Origin of the sequence: Streptomyces capitiformicae (assembly GCF_002214185.1) — a bacterium.
Lineage (GTDB): Bacteria > Actinomycetota > Actinomycetes > Streptomycetales > Streptomycetaceae > Streptomyces > Streptomyces capitiformicae.
Window position 1 is genome coordinate 9894875 of the sequence record NZ_CP022161.1, and the last position, 16382, is coordinate 9911256.

11 protein-coding genes and 5 pseudogenes are annotated in these 16382 nt (G+C 69.5%); 5 read left to right on the forward strand and 11 right to left on the reverse strand.

The features are described 5' to 3' along the window. The first annotated feature begins 121 nt into the window (after positions 1 to 121). The gene (locus CES90_RS44525) at positions 122 to 517 is read left to right on the forward strand and encodes a hypothetical protein (RefSeq protein WP_189788321.1); all 396 of its coding nucleotides are present in this window, start codon (positions 122 to 124) and stop codon (positions 515 to 517) included. An 18-nt stretch (positions 518 to 535) separates the two neighbouring features. Here CES90_RS44525 and CES90_RS50780 read toward each other — a convergent pair. The 11 genes and pseudogenes from CES90_RS50780 to CES90_RS44575 form a co-directional block, all read right to left on the reverse strand. Then, positions 536 to 697: pseudogene (locus CES90_RS50780) on the reverse strand (site-specific integrase); the annotation flags it as partial. A 107-nt stretch (positions 698 to 804) separates the two neighbouring features. Further along, a complete protein-coding gene (locus CES90_RS44530) occupies positions 805 to 3912 on the reverse strand; it encodes an RICIN domain-containing protein (protein ID WP_189788320.1) in 3108 nt (1035 codons plus the stop codon). A gap of 97 nt (positions 3913 to 4009) precedes the next feature. Further along, on the reverse strand, positions 4010 to 5131 hold the full coding sequence (locus CES90_RS44535) for an aldo/keto reductase (protein ID WP_189788326.1): 1122 nt from the start codon (positions 5129 to 5131) through the stop codon (positions 4010 to 4012). A gap of 47 nt (positions 5132 to 5178) precedes the next feature. Beyond that, positions 5179 to 5934: an SDR family oxidoreductase gene (locus tag CES90_RS44540; RefSeq protein ID WP_189788319.1), complete on the reverse strand. Its 756-nt coding sequence runs from the start codon at positions 5932 to 5934 to the stop codon at positions 5179 to 5181. Further along, on the reverse strand, positions 5931 to 6992 hold the full coding sequence (locus CES90_RS44545) for a zinc-dependent alcohol dehydrogenase (RefSeq protein WP_189788318.1): 1062 nt from the start codon (positions 6990 to 6992) through the stop codon (positions 5931 to 5933). Before CES90_RS44545 ends, CES90_RS44540 begins: the two co-directional genes overlap by 4 nt. Positions 6993 to 7028: 36 nt before the next feature. Beyond that, positions 7029 to 7913: an amidohydrolase family protein gene (locus CES90_RS44550; protein WP_189788317.1), complete on the reverse strand. Its 885-nt coding sequence runs from the start codon at positions 7911 to 7913 to the stop codon at positions 7029 to 7031. 38 nt (positions 7914 to 7951) lie between these two features. Next, on the reverse strand, positions 7952 to 8299 hold the full coding sequence (locus tag CES90_RS44555) for an L-rhamnose mutarotase (RefSeq protein ID WP_189788316.1): 348 nt from the start codon (positions 8297 to 8299) through the stop codon (positions 7952 to 7954). After that, a pseudogene (locus CES90_RS44560) lies at positions 8296 to 10311 on the reverse strand (hypothetical protein). The gene CES90_RS44555 and the pseudogene CES90_RS44560 overlap by 4 nt, the downstream one beginning before the upstream one ends. A 66-nt stretch (positions 10312 to 10377) precedes the next feature. Beyond that, complete coding sequence (locus CES90_RS44565; RefSeq protein ID WP_189788315.1) at positions 10378 to 11256, reverse strand: carbohydrate ABC transporter permease; 879 nt, start codon at positions 11254 to 11256, stop codon at positions 10378 to 10380. Beyond that, positions 11246 to 12160, reverse strand: a pseudogene (locus tag CES90_RS44570) (carbohydrate ABC transporter permease). The gene CES90_RS44565 and the pseudogene CES90_RS44570 overlap by 11 nt, the downstream one beginning before the upstream one ends. Beyond that, complete coding sequence (locus CES90_RS44575) at positions 12157 to 12723, reverse strand: extracellular solute-binding protein (protein WP_229914484.1); 567 nt, start codon at positions 12721 to 12723, stop codon at positions 12157 to 12159. Before CES90_RS44575 ends, CES90_RS44570 begins: the two are co-directional and overlap by 4 nt. A gap of 531 nt (positions 12724 to 13254) precedes the next feature. On the opposite strand from CES90_RS44575, the gene CES90_RS44580 reads away from it, so the two are divergent. The 4 genes and pseudogenes from CES90_RS44580 to rfbC all read left to right on the forward strand — a co-directional run bounded on the left by CES90_RS44580 (position 13255) and on the right by rfbC (position 16074). Then, positions 13255 to 13542, forward strand: coding sequence for a type II toxin-antitoxin system Phd/YefM family antitoxin (locus CES90_RS44580; RefSeq protein ID WP_189788314.1), 288 nt, complete (start codon positions 13255 to 13257; stop codon positions 13540 to 13542). Further along, positions 13499 to 14035 (forward strand): IS30 family transposase, encoded by a 537-nt coding sequence (locus CES90_RS44585; RefSeq protein ID WP_189788313.1) that lies wholly within the window; start codon positions 13499 to 13501, stop codon positions 14033 to 14035. Before CES90_RS44580 ends, CES90_RS44585 begins: the two co-directional genes overlap by 44 nt. Positions 14036 to 14060: 25 nt before the next feature. Next, positions 14061 to 14750, forward strand: a pseudogene (locus tag CES90_RS50785) (SDR family oxidoreductase); the annotation flags it as partial. A 716-nt stretch (positions 14751 to 15466) separates the two neighbouring features. After that, a pseudogene (rfbC, locus tag CES90_RS44595) lies at positions 15467 to 16074 on the forward strand (dTDP-4-dehydrorhamnose 3,5-epimerase). Positions 16075 to 16382 lie beyond the last annotated feature (308 nt).

Genomic DNA, 16382 nt, shown 5'->3' on the forward strand with positions numbered 1-16382 from the left:
GATGCTGGATCTCGAGAGAAGAAGAGCACGGCGCCGTGTCGGACGACGAGCAGCAAGCAGCGCTGGACCGTATCGCCGCCATTGACGGCCGGCACGACGAGCAGCACTCGCATTCATACGAGTGCTCGACTCCGAGGCCCTCTCCAAGGCGGTTCACGGCGATCGGGAGATGGCCGCGTTGATCAAAACGGCTCCGGGGCTCGACATCCCGATCGTCACGTCGGCGCTCACGACCTTGGATGCATGGGACCCTCGCGAAACGTCGAGGCAGGCGCTGTGGAACTGGACGCTGGCCCGGATCCGCGTCGTCCACACGGACGACCAGGTGATCGCCATGGCGCGCGACATGCTGAAGGCAGCCGGTCCGCATGGTCACCAGTACGCGATCGACGCCATCCTGGCGGCTGTGGCAGGGCGGGAAGCCGGGCAGGGAGCTGAGGCAACCGTCTTCACGTCCGACACCGACGACATGGCTCAGCTCCTCGCGGGACACTCCGTACGAGTCGACAAGGTCTGACGACACACCGTGTCACCGCTCCCCCGCCTTGACACGCGCAGCCGACTGCCGCATGCGGTGCCGGCGTAGTGGGGCGATGCAGAGGGTGGGGAGAGGGACGACGCGTCGGCGGTGGCTCTTGGGGGCGTCGTCGTGCTGGACGCCACGGCGACGCTGGGTCTGTCGGCGGCCGTGGAGGACGGCGCCGACAGACCGTGGACCCCAGGAGGTGCCGTCACCACGGCCCTCCGCCGACGGCACCGCGACCCGCGGCGCGTCGCGCGCCGCGGGTCGCGGTGGCTGAAGGGTCAGTCCACGATCACCGCCAGCCACAGTTGGCTGTCGGCGTTCGTGTCCGTCGTCTGCACGAGCTGCGCGCCCGCGTTCGCGTTGGGCACCGAGAGCAGCTTGCCGCTGTTCACGTTCTTGATCTTGTAGAAGTAGCCGTCTCCGTCGGCGACCAGTGTCCAGCGCTGGCTCGCACTGTTGTCGTCGGCCTGCTGGACCATGGCCGCGCCGTCCGCGCTCGACCCGTCGGTGACGCCCAGCAGCAGACCGCTCTTCTGGTTGACGATCTCATAGCTGCCGTCACCCACCGCGACCCACCGCCAGAGCTGGTTCGCAGCTCCGGTGTCGTCCCACTGGATGACCTTCGCCCCGGCGGAGGTCGATCCGCCCGAGACGTCGGCCACCTTGCCGCCGTTCCTGTTGAGGACCTTGTAGAAGGCGTTGTTCACGGGGAAGACGACGGAGGCGAACGCGTCCAGCGCACACACGGTGTTGGAGGCCGACGCGTTCTTCGTGCCGGTGCACACGACCTTGATCGTGTGGGGTCCCGCGGCGAGGTCCGTCTTCTCGAACAGCACCGCCTGCTTCGTCACGCTCGGGGCGTACGCGTCGATGCCCGCCTGTGCCAGGGTGCCGTCGATGTAGACGTCGACCCTGCCCATGTTCGGCTGCTTCATGCTGAGATAGCGGATGGCCGACCCGGTGAACGAGTACTGGACGGAGTTGCCCGCGGTGCTCGTGAACTTCTCGGACCCCTTGAAGTCTCGCGAGTCGTTCCAGTTCGACCATCCGCTGGAGTAGGTGACGGGGGAGTCCTTGTCGTCGACGTAGGTCCAGAGCTGCCGTACGAGCGACTTTGACGCGGGCGAGGCGTTCCCCTGGGCGTCCACGACGTAGAGGCGGTAGTCGCCGGCCGTCGGCGGGACGGTGATGGTCGTCGCGGTTCCGGCCGCCTTCGTCATGGTGGGGCCGACGGCGAACGTCGTCGTACCGGAGGGAGCCAGCCAGAGCGTCCTGGTCCCGTCACCGATGCTGCGGACGGGGATGGACGACACGCCCTTGCTGGTGAATGTGCTCGCGGGCAGCGCGTAGTCCTGCTGGGCCACTCTGCTGCTGGGGACGAGGTCCTTGTAGGCGTCCTCCAGGCCCGCGTTCACCGTGATGCCGTACGCCGGTGACGGCCACACGTTGTCCGGGTAGGCGCGCACGTCCTGGATGGTGCTGTTCGTGACGTTCTTGTCGAAGATCTTGTTGATGGTGCCGTAGGTGTTGGTGATGCTCAGGTCGTGCTGCCGGCCCCAATTGCCGGAGTGGATGGTGGACCTCAGGCGCACGTCCACGTTGAACACGTTGTCGTGGTAGTTGATGTGGGCGGAGCCCTCGTCGGGGTGGAGTCCGTACTTGTGGCCGGCTGGAACGCCCTGGATGTAGTTGTCGCTCACCTCGGTTCCCGGCTGCGCTCCCAGGGTGTAGATGGCGCCGGAGTCGCCGAGCGTCTGCATCGGGTCGATGATCTGGTTGTGGCGGATGGTGTTGTTCTTCGCCGTGGTGGTCGGGTTCCCGGGATTGATGGAGTTCGTCGAACCGTCGAAGTTCCACCATCCCCAGCCGAGGGTGATGCCCGCCCACGAGGACTTCTCGAGCCGGTTGTGCTCCACGGACAGGGAGTCCACGAAGTACGCCGACACGGGGCTGGAGCCCTGGAACAACACCGCGCTGTCGTAGAGGTAGTTGTTCGTGATCGAGATGTTCTTGCAGACCCCCTCGACGTTCACCGGGTACTTCTCGTTGTTGGTCGAGGTGTAGTCCCCGATGTACACGTGCTGGGGGTGCCCCACGGTGATCGCGGAGCCGCCTATGTCATTGGTGACGTTGCCGATCAGCTGCGAGTCGGTCACGTCGTTGACCATGTTGATCCCGTCGGCGCCCGTGTGCTGCACCGTGTTGCCCCGCAGGGTGATGCCGTCGGCGTTCTCGATCTGGATGATGCCCGGCGGCAGGTCGACGTTGCGGTAGGAGTACGCGTGGAAGTTCTTCCTCGCGTACACGGTGGAACCGGAGTTGCCCTGCTGGCCCTGCCGGAAGACGGAGCCCGCCACATTGGTCAGGCCCCAGTCGGAGTGCTCGACGGTGAGCCCGGAGAGCGTGATGTTCCGCGCGTGGTCGGTCCTGGACGTGCCCGCGATTTTGAGGAGGGTGGACACGTTGTTCGGCGCGAAGACCTTCGCCGATGTCATGTCCTCGGAGCCCGACTTGTAGTAGTAGACCGTGTGGTTCGTCTTGTTGAAGTAGAACTCACCCGGCTGGTCGAGGAATTCGAACGCGTTCATGAAGGTGTGGGTGCCGCCGGTGTCGAATCTGCCGTTCGGCGGTCCCTGGGCGATGGCCGCGCCCGGCTGTTGGAACAGGGCCACGCGGTTGGCGCCGTCCGAGCTCGTGGTGATCTGACGGACGCCCACGATGGCCGTGGTCCAGGTCGTGGCCGACTTGATCTCGACGTCGTCCTGGTTGGCGGCGACGGCGGGCAGGTCGGCGAGGCTGTACTTGGATCCGTCGCACTGCGAACCCGACTCCCAGGCCCAGGGAGCCTGGCCGGCCGTGACGGTGTAGGTGCCGTGGCAGCCGGCCGAGGTAATCGTCTTCTCGGCCATCTTGGCGCGCTTGCCGTCGACGTAGAGCGCGCGGAGCTTGTCGTCGCGGTCCAGCGAGGCCTTCCAGATGTTCCCGCTGAGCTGCGTCCAGCCGGTCACCGGGACGCCACCGTTCAGCACCGGCTTCTCGTTCTGGTAGGCGGCGTACACGACACGGTGGCCGTTCGTCCCGGAGTCGGCCGACGTGAAGTCGATGGTGCTGCTCACGGGGTAGTTGCCGCCGCGCAGAAAGACGTTGATGTCGCCGGTCATGTCGTCGTTGACGGTGCGCACGACGTCCCGCGCGTGCCGCAGGGTCTTGAACGGCGCGGAGATCGTCCCGGCGTTGGTGTCGCTGCCGTCGGGGGCGACGTAGTACGTCGCCTGGGTCGCGGCCGAGGCCGGGGTCGACAGGGTGAGGGAGGTCAGCGGCGTCGTGCAGAGGGCCGTGGCCAGTACGGCCGAGAGTCTGCGGACGGTGGAGGGGAAGGGCTTCATCGTCTGCCCCTCCTGCTGGATCGGTCGGTGGGGAAAGCGTTCATGCGGCGGCTCCGGGGGTGCGGTCGGTGCGGTTTCGCGGACGGGGGCGGCTTCCTCAGTGCTTCCTCAGTGGCGGAAGCGGTACGGGTTTCCCTGGCGACGGACGCGGAGTGGCCCGGGTAATCGGTCGGGTCGGTCGAGGAAGGCTGGACGGGGGGCGCGCTCGCCCCTCAGCGGCATCAAGGGACACCGCCGGTGGTGACGGGACGTCCTGCCTGATCAGCCCTCGGTCGCGGAGGTCGGCCCAGAGCGCCCGGGGTACGGCGCTCCGCTGGAGTGCCACGTTCTGCGTCACCTGTGCGCGGTCCCGCATGCCCAGCGTGACGTTGACGGTGCTGGGATGGGTGGTCGGGAAGGCGATGGCGGCGGCGGGGAGGCTGGTGCCGTGCTCCTCGCAGACCTCCGCGATCGCCCGTGCGCGGGCGACCAGCTCCCGGGGAGCGTCCTGGTAGTCGTACTTCATGCCTTCGGCGGGCCGTGGACGCGAGAGCAGCCCGGAGTTGAAGACACCGGCCGCGACGACGCTCTTGCCCGCTTCCCGCGCGGCGGGCAGCACGTCGTCCAGCGCCGACTGGTCGAGGAGGGTGTAGCGCCCGGCGAGCATGACCACGTCGGCGGCGGTCTCCCGCAGGAAACGGGCGAGCATGGCCGACTGGTTCATGCCGGCGCCGATGGCCCCGACGACCACTTGGTCGCGCAGCTCCGCCAGAGCGGGCAGGGCCTCGTCGGCGGCCTGCCGCCAGTGGTCGTCGGGGTCGTGCACGTAGACGATGTCGAGCCGGTCGAGGCCGGTGCGGCGCAGGGAGTCCTCGATGGAGCGGAGCACGCCGTCGCGGCTGAAGTCCCACTGCCGGCGCAGGTCGTCCGGGACGACGAAGCCCTCACTGTCGACGCCCTGGGGACGCTCGTTGGGGACGAGGAGCCGGCCCACCTTGGAGGAGACGACGTACTCCTCCCGAGGGCGCTGCCGCAGGGCCGCCCCGAGGCGCTGTTCGGAGAGCCCGAGGCCATAGTGCGGCGCGGTGTCGAAGTACCGGATGCCCGCGTCCCAGGCCGCGTCGACGGCGGCCGACGCGTCGGCCGCCGAGGTGGTGCGGTACAGGTTGCCGATCACCGCTGCGCCGAACCCGAGGGCGGTGAGTCCGACGGAGGTGCGGGCGACTCTCCGGCGTGGCATGACGCCCTCCTCGTGGATGTCGAGCGGCGCGGAGTCGAGGCCGCCGCTCATCGGCCGAGCCATCCGCCGTCGACGGGCAGGGTGGTGCCGTGGATGTAGGCGGCGGCGTCGGAGGCGAGGAAGACGGTGGCGCCCGCGAGGTCGTCGGCGTTGCCCCAGCGTCCTGCGGGGATGCGGTCGAGGATGGCGTTGTTGCGGGCGGGGTCGTCGCGCAGGGCCTGGGTGTTGTCGGTGGCGATGTAGCCGGGGGCGATGGCGTTGACGCCGTGCGGTGCCCATTCGTTGGCGAGGGCTTTGGTCAGTCCGGCGATGCCGTGTTTGGCGGCGGTGTAGCCGGGGACGGTGATGCCGCCCTGGTAGCTGAGCAGCGAGGCGGTGAAGATGACCTTGCCGTGGCCGCGGGCGACCATGGTGGCGCCGACGGCGCGGGTGAGGGCGAACTGGGCGTTGAGGTTGACCTGGAGTACCAACTCCCAGTCGTCATCCGGGTGTTCGGCGGCCGGGGCGCGGCGGATGGTGCCCGCGTTGTTGATCAGGATGTCCACGGGGCGTTCGCGTCCGGCGAGGTCGGTGCCGAGGGCGCGGACGGCGTCGGGGTCGGCGAAGTCGGTGCGGATGGCTTCGAAGGTGCGGCCTGCGGCGGTGACGTCCTTCTCGACGTCGCTGCCGGTTTCCTCCAGGTTGGCGCTCACGCCGATGATGTCGGCTCCGGCTTCGGCGAGGGCGCGGGCCATGGCCCTGCCGATGCCGCGGCGGGCGCCGGTGACGACGGCGAGCTTGCCGGTGAGGCCGAAGGCGCTCATACGGCGGTTCCCTGGGCGTCGTCGGAGTGGTCGGTGCCGTCGGTGCAGTCCAGGAGGATCTTCATCACGTCGCCGCCGCTCTCCAGTGCCTCGAACGCGGCGGGTGCCTGGGTGAGGGGGACGACCTTGCTGATCAGCCGGTCGGCGGGGATGGTGCCGTCGGCGACCAGGGCGACGGCCTTCTCGAAGTCGGAGCGGTCGTACAGGCGGGCGCCGACGAGGGTGAGTTCGCGCCAGAAGAAGCGGTGCAGGTTCACCTCGCGGGGCCGGGGGTGGATGGCGACCAGGCACAGCCGCCCCCGCACTCCGAGGACTTCCACGGCGGTGTCGACACCGCCTGCCGCGCCGGACACCTCGAACGCCACGTCCGCGCCCGCGTCGGCCGTCCAGGCGCCGACCAGGGCGTCGATGTCGTCGGCGGCCGGATCCCACGTGGCCAGCCCCAGTCCCTCGGCCAGCGAACGGCGGTGGGCGCTGAGCTCCACCAGCCGCACCTCGGCCCCGGTGGCCTGCGCGACCAGTGCGATCAGCACGCCGACCGGCCCGCCGCCGACGACCACGACCTTCTCGCCCTCGGTGACCTGCGCCCGGCCGACGTCGTGGACGGCCACCGCGGTGGGCTCCACGAGTGCGGCCCGGTCGAGCGGGAGTGATTCGGGCAGGCGGATCAGGGTGGAGGCGGGTACGGTCCAGCGCTGCTGCATGGCGCCGGGGGAGTCGATGCCGATGAAGTCGAGGTGCTGGCAGACGTGTCGGTGACCGGCCCGGCAGGCGGGGCAGGTGCCGTCCCAGCGCAGCGGCATCACGGTCACCGCGTCCCCGACCTGCCAGCCTTCCACTTCGGGGCCGATCCCGACGATCCGGCCGGACATCTCGTGCCCCAGGACGGCGGGCGTGGCGACGCGGGCGTCCATGTCGCCGTGGAAGATATGCAGGTCGGTGCCGCAGATACCGACGTAGGCGGGGGCCAGTACCACCTCGCCGGGGCCCGGCTCCACGCTCGATGCGGGAGCCGTGTCCAGGGTGCGGGCAGCCGTGTAGCGAACGGCGAGTGTCATCGTGTTCTCCAGAGTTCCTACAGCACGAGCCGACGGTCAGCCGCGGGTGGGGAGGCGGTAGAAGGCGGTCGCGGTGCCGGCGAGGAGCGCGTGGATCTCGCTCTCCCCGCAGTCGGTGAGCAGTTCGTCCACGGTGTCGGCCCAGCGGTTCCAGCCGCCCGCGAGGTTGGCGACCGGCCAGTCGGAGCCGAACATCAGCCGGTCCGGGCCGAACGACGTGAGCAGCTCGTCCCAGACCGGGCGGATGTCGGAGGTGGTCCAGCTGTCGTGGTCGGCCTCGGTGATCAGTCCCGACAGCTTGCAGACCACGTGCTCGTGCGCGGCCAGCCGTCGTACCTGTTCTCGCCACTCGGCGAGTTGGCGCCCGGCGATGTCCGGCTTGCCCGCGTGGTTCAGCACCTGAGGCAGGTCGGGGAAGCGTTCGGCCAGCCGGATCGCCTGGTCGAGCTGGTGGCTGCGGACCAGGACGTCGTAGGAGAGCCTGCGGTCCCTCGCCGCCGCCAACCCTCGTTCGACATCGGGGCGTTGCAGCCAGGCCGGTTCCGTCTCGCCCTGGACGAGGTGGCGCAGGGAACGCAGATGGGTGCCGCCCGGTCCGGCGAGCAGCCGGTCGAGCGTGTCGCCGATCGCCGGCGACGTGAGGTCCGCCCAGCCGACCACCGCCTCGATCAGTGGCTCCCGCTCCGCGAGGGCGAGCAGGTCCTCCGTCTCGGGCACCTCCGGCACGCACTGCACGGCCACCGTGCCGTGCAGGTGACGGCCCGCGACGGGGCGGGTCGCGGTGGAGCGCAGGTCGTCGGGGGTGAAGGTGCGGTGGATCGATGTCAGGTCGGGGTCGTCGAGCCAGGGCTGCGGACGCTGGTCGAGGTCCCACAGATGGTGGTGCGCGTCGATGAGAACGGGGGCGGGGGCGGAGGTCATGGCGGATCCAAGTCGGGTCGGTCCGGGGGCGGTCCGTGTCAGACGGTGGCGTCTTCGCCGGGCGGGCCGAGGTGCCAGATCTCGGTCAGTTCCGTCCACTGGCGGGAGTCGCCCCGGTCGGGCCAGGGCTCCTGGCAGGGGTCGGTGAGCTTCCACCACTTCTGCGTCTCGGCGTCCGCTTCCAGGGCGGCCATGTCGGCCTCGAAGTCGTCGCCGTGGTACTCGAGGAAGGCGAACAGCACGTCGCCGTGGAGGAAGATGCCGAAGTTGCGGATGTTCGCCCGGTGCAGGGCGGCCTCCACGCCGGGCCAGACGGCCGCGTGGAGCCGCAGGTACTCCTCGCGGTGCTCGGGGCGGAGCCTGATGGTCTGCGCGATGCGCTTCACACCGTGCTCTCTTCCGTGCCGGGGGCGGGCTCGCCCGCGTCGGTGTCGAACGGGGTGCGGTAGCTGGGGGTGTTGGCGCGCAGGTCCAGTCGCAGGACGAGCTTGATCCGGGTGGACGCGGGCAGCCGGACGGTGAGGAAGGGGCTGTCGCAGGACAGCTCTTCCTCGGTGACGACGGGCTCGGTGTGGCCGTAGTCGTACATGTCGCCGATCCAGCTGTCGTCCTCGCAGGTGGTGTACCGGACGGCCGTGATGGTGTGCTCGGCGAAGGCGCCGGCCTGGACGATCACCGTGCGCTCGGCCTCGGGGGAGAGGTTCACCAGTTCGACGGTGGTCGCCTCGGGGTCGATGGAGGTGACCAGCGCGGCGACCTCCGGCGGCAGGCCGGCGCGGCGGGCCTCGGCGTCGTGGTAGCGCAGCCGGGCCTGCTGCAGGCCGCCGTTGTAGAGCACCTGGGGGCCGCCCCAGGTCAGCTGGACGAGGGCCTCGGTGGCCACGGGGTTCGACTGCTGCCAGACGTGGATTCGGCCTCGGGCACGTCCAGGTCGCGGTAGCGGTCGACGCGGCGCAGGCGGTGGCGGATCTGGGCCTGGGCGGTGGCGAGGATGCGCTCGGGGTAGCCCGGGTCGTCGCCGGCGAGGAAGGCGAACCACGCCTTCTCGTGGCCGGACTCCTCCTTGGCCCGGAACGGCCGCACGGTACGCCAGTCGATCGCCTCGGCCTTGCGCAGGTCCTCCAGCCGCTCGCGGTCGGCGTCCGAGGCCGAGTGGTGCCACAGGGCCACCGGTACGGGCGGGGTGGTCGGGTTGTAGTCGAACCAGCCGGTGTCGTTGTGCCGGAACGGCACGTGGAGCGTGGGGGTGTCGGCGTCCGGCCCGAGTTCGGCGCGCCACTTGGAGGGCAGGCTGGAGTCGGACTCGGTGTGGGGCATGACCTTGCCGCGGGCGATGAGTGAGTCGAGCGTGGTGCGGACCAGGGACAGGAAGTCGTCGTCCCCGGTGACCGTCGCCGCCGCGAGCGCCGCCACGTAGGCCGCGGTTCCGATGCTGTGCCAGCCGTGGGGCCAGGACCAGCCGTAGTGGCCGCCGTACCAGCGGCCTTCGAGGAGGCCGCCGACGACTCCGTCCGGGCTGACGTTGTCGGGGATGACACCGTCGTTCGCCTCGGTGCGCTCCCGCCACGCGCCGACGTAACTGACGATCCAGTCGCGGTAGCGCTCGTCGCCGGTCAGGATCCAGGCGTTGAGGACCAGACCGGTGGCGCCGAGGTTGAGCGCGGTGTCTCCGACGCCCATCCGGTCGCGCATCTGCGCGCCGAGACGCGGGTCGGAGGAGAGCGGGAACGGGCCGCCGCCCTGCGCCTCGGGGATCCACTCGAGCGGGTACCCGTAGGTGTCGGCCTCCTTCTGGAGCCAGGGGTAGACGTCGCCGTCGAAGAGGCCCGTGCGGTCGGGGTCGCTGCCGTTGTGCGGGCGGGTGATGATGCGGTGCTCGGGGTCGTAGTTGCCGTGGGCCGGGTCGACGTACAACTCCGCGAAGCGCAGGGCGCGTTCCGACCAGCGCTTGGGGTCGGCCATGCACAGGAAGTAGAGCAGGAGCAGGCTCTCGCCCTGGTGGAACCAGTCGTAGCCGCGCTCGTACTCGTCGTGCAGCATGTCGAGTTCGGTGAGCTGCCGGGTCACGCCCTCCCAGTGTTTCTCGCCGGCGGGCAGCAGGTCGTCGGCGCCGCCGAGGAGGTACAGCTGGGGCCAGTTGAGAGAACACCTCGTAGAAGTCGTCCACACCGTCGCGGGTGGTCAGCTCCCCGGTGTAGTTCAGCCGTCCGTCGGGGCCGGTGAAGTCGCGGGCGAAGCGTCGCCGGGCGTGGTCGAGGAGGTCGAACAGGGACCGCTGGGCCACCGCCCAGCCGGGTGGTTCGAGCAGCGGCACCCCCGCTTCGATGTGGGGTGGCGGGGCCGGCTGGTCGCAGGGGGTGGCCTCGGCCGAAGCGGGGTCGGCGGAGCTGTAGGGCATGGGGGATCTCCGTTCGGGGTGGGCGGCGGGACGGCGCACGCCGGGGACGACGGCCGGGAGGAGCCGCTATTCCTTGGTGGCGCCGGCGAGCATCCCGCTGACCAGGAAACGCTGGGCGAAGAGGAAGACGATCAGTACGGGTGTGATGGCCACGAGCGTCGCCAGGGCCAGCTGCGGCCGCTCGATCGCGAGGGTGCCGACGGTGGGATTGAAGGACGGGACATTGCTGAGCAGGGTGCCGACCCCCACCTGGATGGGCATCTGGCCGCTCTCGGGCAGCATCACGTAGGGCAGGAAGTAGTTGGTCCAGTTGGCGACGAAGCTGAAGAACCCGACGAGCGCGATCACCGGTGTCGCCAGCGGCAGCGCGATGTGCCGGAAGACACCGAACTCCGAGCAGCCGTCCATCCGTGCCGCCGCCAGCAGGTCCTTCGGTACTGCGGTGGTGAAGTAGATGTACGTCAGGTACACGCCGAACGGGTAGAACGAGTACGGCAGGATGATCGACCACATCGTGCCGATCAGACCGACCGCGTTGATCTCCAGGAACAGCGGCACCACCAGCGTGGCGGTCGGCATGAGCATCACGACCAGCGTCGAGACGAGCAGGGCGTGCCGTCCGCGGAACTCGGTCATGGCCAGCGCGTAGCCCGCCGGGATGGCCACACAGAGCGTGATGACGAGCGAGATCAGCGCGTACAGCGTCGAGTTGCCGAGCCACTGCAGGACGGCGTTGTCCTGGAACGCGGTGAGGGCGTTCCAGTTGGCCTTGGGGGTGTGCCAGGAGCCGAAGGAGAGCGGGCTGCCGTGGATGAGTTGCTGATCGGTCTTGGTCGCCGCGAGCAGCAGCCACAGCACCGGCAGCACGAAGAACACCAGGAAGACGAGCAGGACGGAGCCGGTCAGCAGACGGGGCACGAGGCGGCGCGGGGAACTAGTCGGCATCGAAGAACCCCGATCGTGCGACGAAGACGGCGGCGGCCGACACGCTGACTACCAGGAGCTCCACCGAGACCGCGGCGGCGCCGTTGATGTTGTTCATCTGGAAGGCGAAGTCGTACGTCAGCTGGTTGAGCGAGTAGTCGCGTCCGGCCACGCCCACACTGGCGAGGGAGAGCAGCTGCGGCTCGACGAAGAGCTGGGCGCCGCCCGCGAAGGCCAGGATCACCATGTACACGATCCACTTGCGGAGCATGGGGATCTGGATGTGCCAGGCGGTCTGCCAGGCGCCCGCGCCGTCGATGCGCGCGGCTTCCATGACGTCGGTGGGGATGTTGTTGAGCGCGCCGTAGATGACGACGATCCAGCCGCCCGCGCCGGTCCAGAACGCGATGATCGTGAACAGCAGCGCCAGGTTTCCGGGGGGCGATGACCTCACCGAAGGTGTGGAAGCCCAGGGAGCCCAGCAGGGAGCTGACCGGGCTGACCGTCGGGTCGAGCATGAACAGCCACACCAGCACACTCGCGGCGCCGGCGAGCGCTCCGGGGATGTAGAAGAGGAAGCGCAGGGACTTGCTGAGGCTGCCGGAGGCGAGGCGGTGCAGCAGCAGCGCCAGGCTCACCACGAACACCACGAGGGAGACCAGCCAGAACAGCAGGTACAGCGCGACATGGCCGACGGCGTCCAGGAAGCGGAAGTCCTGTGCGGTGGTGACGAAGTTGCTGAAGCCGGTGAAGGTGCCCCCGGCGTCGGTGAACGCGAAGTAGACGGCTACCCGGTCGGCAGGATGCCGAACGCGATCAGGAGCAGTACGTAGGCCGCGACGAAGGCGATGCCGGCCCGGCTCTGCCGGTCGGTGCCGCTGGGGCGCCGACCGGCAGAGCCGGACGGGGAGTGGCTGAGGGTCACTGCTCGACCTTGTATCCGTTGGACTTGGTGTGCTTGACGATGGAGTCCTGCCAGGCAGGCAGCATCGAGACGATGGACTTGCCCTGGGTCAGGCCCGGCTTGACCGTGGACGCCCAGATCGCCTCCTGGCTGAACTGGCCCGAGCCCCACTCCGGCCACACCTGGGAGGCGGCGCCGGAGAGCACGCTCAGGTCGCTGGCGAAGTAGCCGGAGGCGTCCTGCCCCTTCAGCCATGCCTCGGCCGCCGGCGCGTAGGCCGGGAAGCCGGGCGCCTTCTCCGCCTGGTAGGCGTTGTCGGTGGTGACCCACGTCAGGAAGTCGGTGGCCGCCTTGAGGTGGGTGGAGTGCTGGGACAGCAGCCAGGTGCCGCCGCCGACGTTGCCGGTGGACGGCGCGCCGTCACCCTGCCACTGCGGCATGGGCGCCACCCCGATCTGCTTGCCGGGGACCTTGAGGGTGTCCTTGAAGACCGCGCTGCCGAACCAGGCCGGGCCCGGCATGAGCAGGACCTTGTCGGCCTTGTTCTTGCCGAAGTCGGTGCTGAAGACACCGCTGATGGACATGGACTTCTTCTCTGCGGCGGCGCTTGGCCTCGGGGAGTTCCTCGTCGGTTACCTGGATCTTGCGGCGCCCTTCGTCGAGGAGTTGTGCAAGGGACTCTTTGCGAACCATTGGTGCCTCCTTGTCCGCTGGCGGTAGACGGCCGACGTCTACCGCCAGCGCCACCCACCTCACCTTCGTTCCTTCCGCTTCGGCCCGCTCCTCGCCGAACAGGCCAACCGGTGGCTCGCGTTCACCGACGCGCCCATCCGGCTCACCGGCACCGATCCGATTCCAACGGAAGTCGGCCTGGTCGCCTCTCCAGACGCGGTGCTGTGCCGTCCGCCCGTGAGGCCCGACCGGTTCGCCGGATGGATGAAGGCCGGCGCGAACCGCCCACTTGCCCCCTTCAGGCAGACCAGGTTCCCCCGCACTTCAACCAACTCTCTTTCGGTCGGTCACCTGCGCAGCCGATCGACTGGTGCCCTGTGAACACCTAGGCGGGAGCGCTCCCAATGAAACGTACAGGATGTACAGAATGTAGGATACGTAGCATGGCCCATGAGATTCCAGTGACGCAAGCCCGGGCCGAGCTGGCGGAGCTGATCAACCGCGTCGTTTACGGCGGGGAGCACGTCGTCCTGACCCGCCACGGCAAGCCGCTCGTCGCCCTCGTGTCGGCTGCCGACCTGGAGCGACTCGAATCCGCGGCACAGGAGCCGGACAAGGTGATCGGCACGGTGTCCGTCACCCTGGACGCCCCGTCCCCTCGCGGAGAGCCGAACCGGTTCGGCCTGGTTGCCGAGCACGGAAGTCCGCACGAGACTTACCGGCCTCACTGAACTCGTCCTGTTTACGGGCCGGCGTTCCTGGTGCGGGTCGATACGGCGCGATCCTGAGCTGAAGGAGTTCATCCAGCAACACCTCGACCGGCGGTGGAGCCCAGAGCAGATCAGCCAGGTCCTGCGCTCGGCTTTCCCGGACGAGCAGGACCGCCACCTGGCCCACGAGACCATCTACCAGGCGATCCACCTGCCGCACCGCAGCGGCCTGGAGCGCAAGCCCAATGTGCTGCGCACCGGTCGCCGTGCCCGGCGCCGCGTCGACGAGCGCGCAACCCGGTTCGTCTACCGAGGTGCGCTGATCAGCCGGCGACCGGTCGAGGTCGCAGACCGCCAGGTCGCCGAGCACTGGGAAGGCGACCTCATCGTCGGCCAGGGCAATCGCTCCGCCATCGGCACCCTGGTCGACCGCTTCACCCGCTACGTCAAGCACCTGCACCTGCCGGACGGCCGCACCGCCGAGCACACAACCGGGACTGGTGGGAGCCGCTGAAGGAACGGGCGGCACTGTGACCGACATGCGGAACTGGCTGGTCACCGGTGCGGGCGGGATGCTCGGACAGGACGTCCTGGTGCGCCTCGCCGCCGACGGGATTCCGGCCGTCGCGGCCACCCGCACCGACCTGGACATTACCGATCCGGCCTCGGTGCGGGCAGCGCTGGCCGCACACCGGCCCGCCGTGGTCGTCAACTGCGCCACCTGGACGGCCGTGGACGACGCAGAGTCCCGCGAGGACGAGGCCCTGCGGATCAACGGCGACGGCCCGGGCCACCTGGCCAGCGACTGTGCAGACACCGGCACCGTCCTGCTCCACGTCTCCACCGGCTACGTCTTCTCCAGCGACGCCACCACCCCGTACGCCGAGGATGCCCCCACCGCCCCGCGCAGCGCCTACGGCCGTACCAAGCTCGCCGGCGAGCGGGCCGTCCTTAAGACGCTGCCAGACCACGGGTATGTGGTCCGCACCGCCTGGCTCTACGGCGCCGGTGGGCCCAACTTCGTCCGCACCATGATCCGTCTGGCGGACGAGCGCGACACTCTGGACGTCGACGACCAGCGCGGCCAGCCCACCTGGAGCGCCGACCTGGCCGGACTCCTGTACGACCTGGGCCGCGGCGCCTTGTCGGGCACCGCCCCGGTCGGCGTCTACCACGGCACCAGCTTCGGTGAGACCACCTGGTACGGCTTTAGGGACGGTGTCGTCCGCCAGCGGATCTCCGCCCACTCCGTGCTCGACCCGCAGACCGCGACGGCCGGGGCCCGCTCGACAAGGGCATCTGGGACCTGCACCTGCGCATCAAGTCCTGCGGCTGGAGCAAGGAGACCCGGCTCGACGCGGTGCGCGCCGAGGACGTGGAGGCCGGCCGGACGGCCGTGCTTACCGGTGATCCTGCCCGTCTGGTCCTGCCCGTCTGGTCCTGCCGTACTGGACCGACGGTCCGGGCAACCTCTCCCTCGACGTCGACCAGCACACCGGCAAGCTGGGGGGCGAGGCGGTGGCTCGGGTGGACCCGACGGCGGCCTCGATCGACGGTGCGACGTCCGGCTTCCGCTGCCGCTGCACATCGCGGTGGACGGCGGCGAGCCGCTGCGGCTCCGCTTCGAACGGAAGAACGTCGGCAAGTACCCCGCCGACGCCGTGTCCGACGGCGCCGTCCTCACCGCCCGGCTGCCGCTGGAGCAGCTCACCGGCCGCCGTTGGGCGGTCCGGATCGAGGTGCCGTCCGCCGACCGCGGCGAGCCGCGCTGGACCCGGCTCCCGGTCGACGTGGTGGTGACCAAGGACGGCACCGCCCGGGTGATCGACCGGCACACCGCGCCCGCAAAGAAGTCGACCCGCAAGAAGCCCGCCCCACTGCGCCCGCTGTTGCGCCGGGCGGCCGACCGCCTCAGGCGTGCCCTGTGCAGCCAGCAGAAGAAGAGGTGAAGACCCCCCAAAAGCGACCCCTTTCGATTTCCGGCGCCTGGGTGCACGAACCGAAGGTCTGCCCCGACGACCGGGGCAGCTTCCATGAGTGGTTCAAGGCCCCCGTGTTCACCGAGGCGGCCGGTCACCCCCTCACGCTGGCCCAGGCCAACATGTCCGTCTCCAGCCAGGGCACCCTGCGCGGCATCCACTACGCTGACGTGCCGCCCGGCCAGGCCAAGTACGTCAAGTGCGTGCGCGGCACGGCCGTCGACGTGATCGTGGACATCCGCACCGGCTCGCCCACCTTCGGTCAGTGGGAGGTGGTCCGCCTGGACGACCGGAACCACCACGCCGTCTACCTCTCCGAGGGCCTCGGCCACGGCTTCATGGCGCTCACCGACCACGCCACCGTGGTCTACTTCTGCTCCGAGGGATACGCCCCCGAGCGCGAGCACGGCATCCACCCGCTCGACCCGGAGCTCGGCATCGAGTGGCCCGACGGCCTCACCCCGCTGCTCTCCGCCCAGGACGAGCAGGCGCCCACCCTGGCCGAGGCCTGCGAGCAGGGACTGCTGCCGCCTATGAGGTGTGCGTGGCGCATCGGGACAGCCTGGGCGGCTGAAGCGTCCGGGCTGGGCCGCGCAGGAGGTCAACTACCACCGCATCCAGCCCCAGTCCGCCGGATGGTCCCTGGTGTTGCCGTGCAGTATGAACCACTGGCTTCGGGTCAGGGGAAACTCGTCGCACCGGGTCGGACACTTCCTGCACTCCAGCTGTTCGGCTACGGCGACTGCAAGCCGGCGCAAGAACGTACGCGCGTGGCCATGGTGTTGCCCTCGACGGCCAAGGAGCATCCATCCACATCGAAGAAGAATTCCACGCCGTCAACGGCTACCCGCATAACCGATCTTCCCCTTCACACCATCGGAA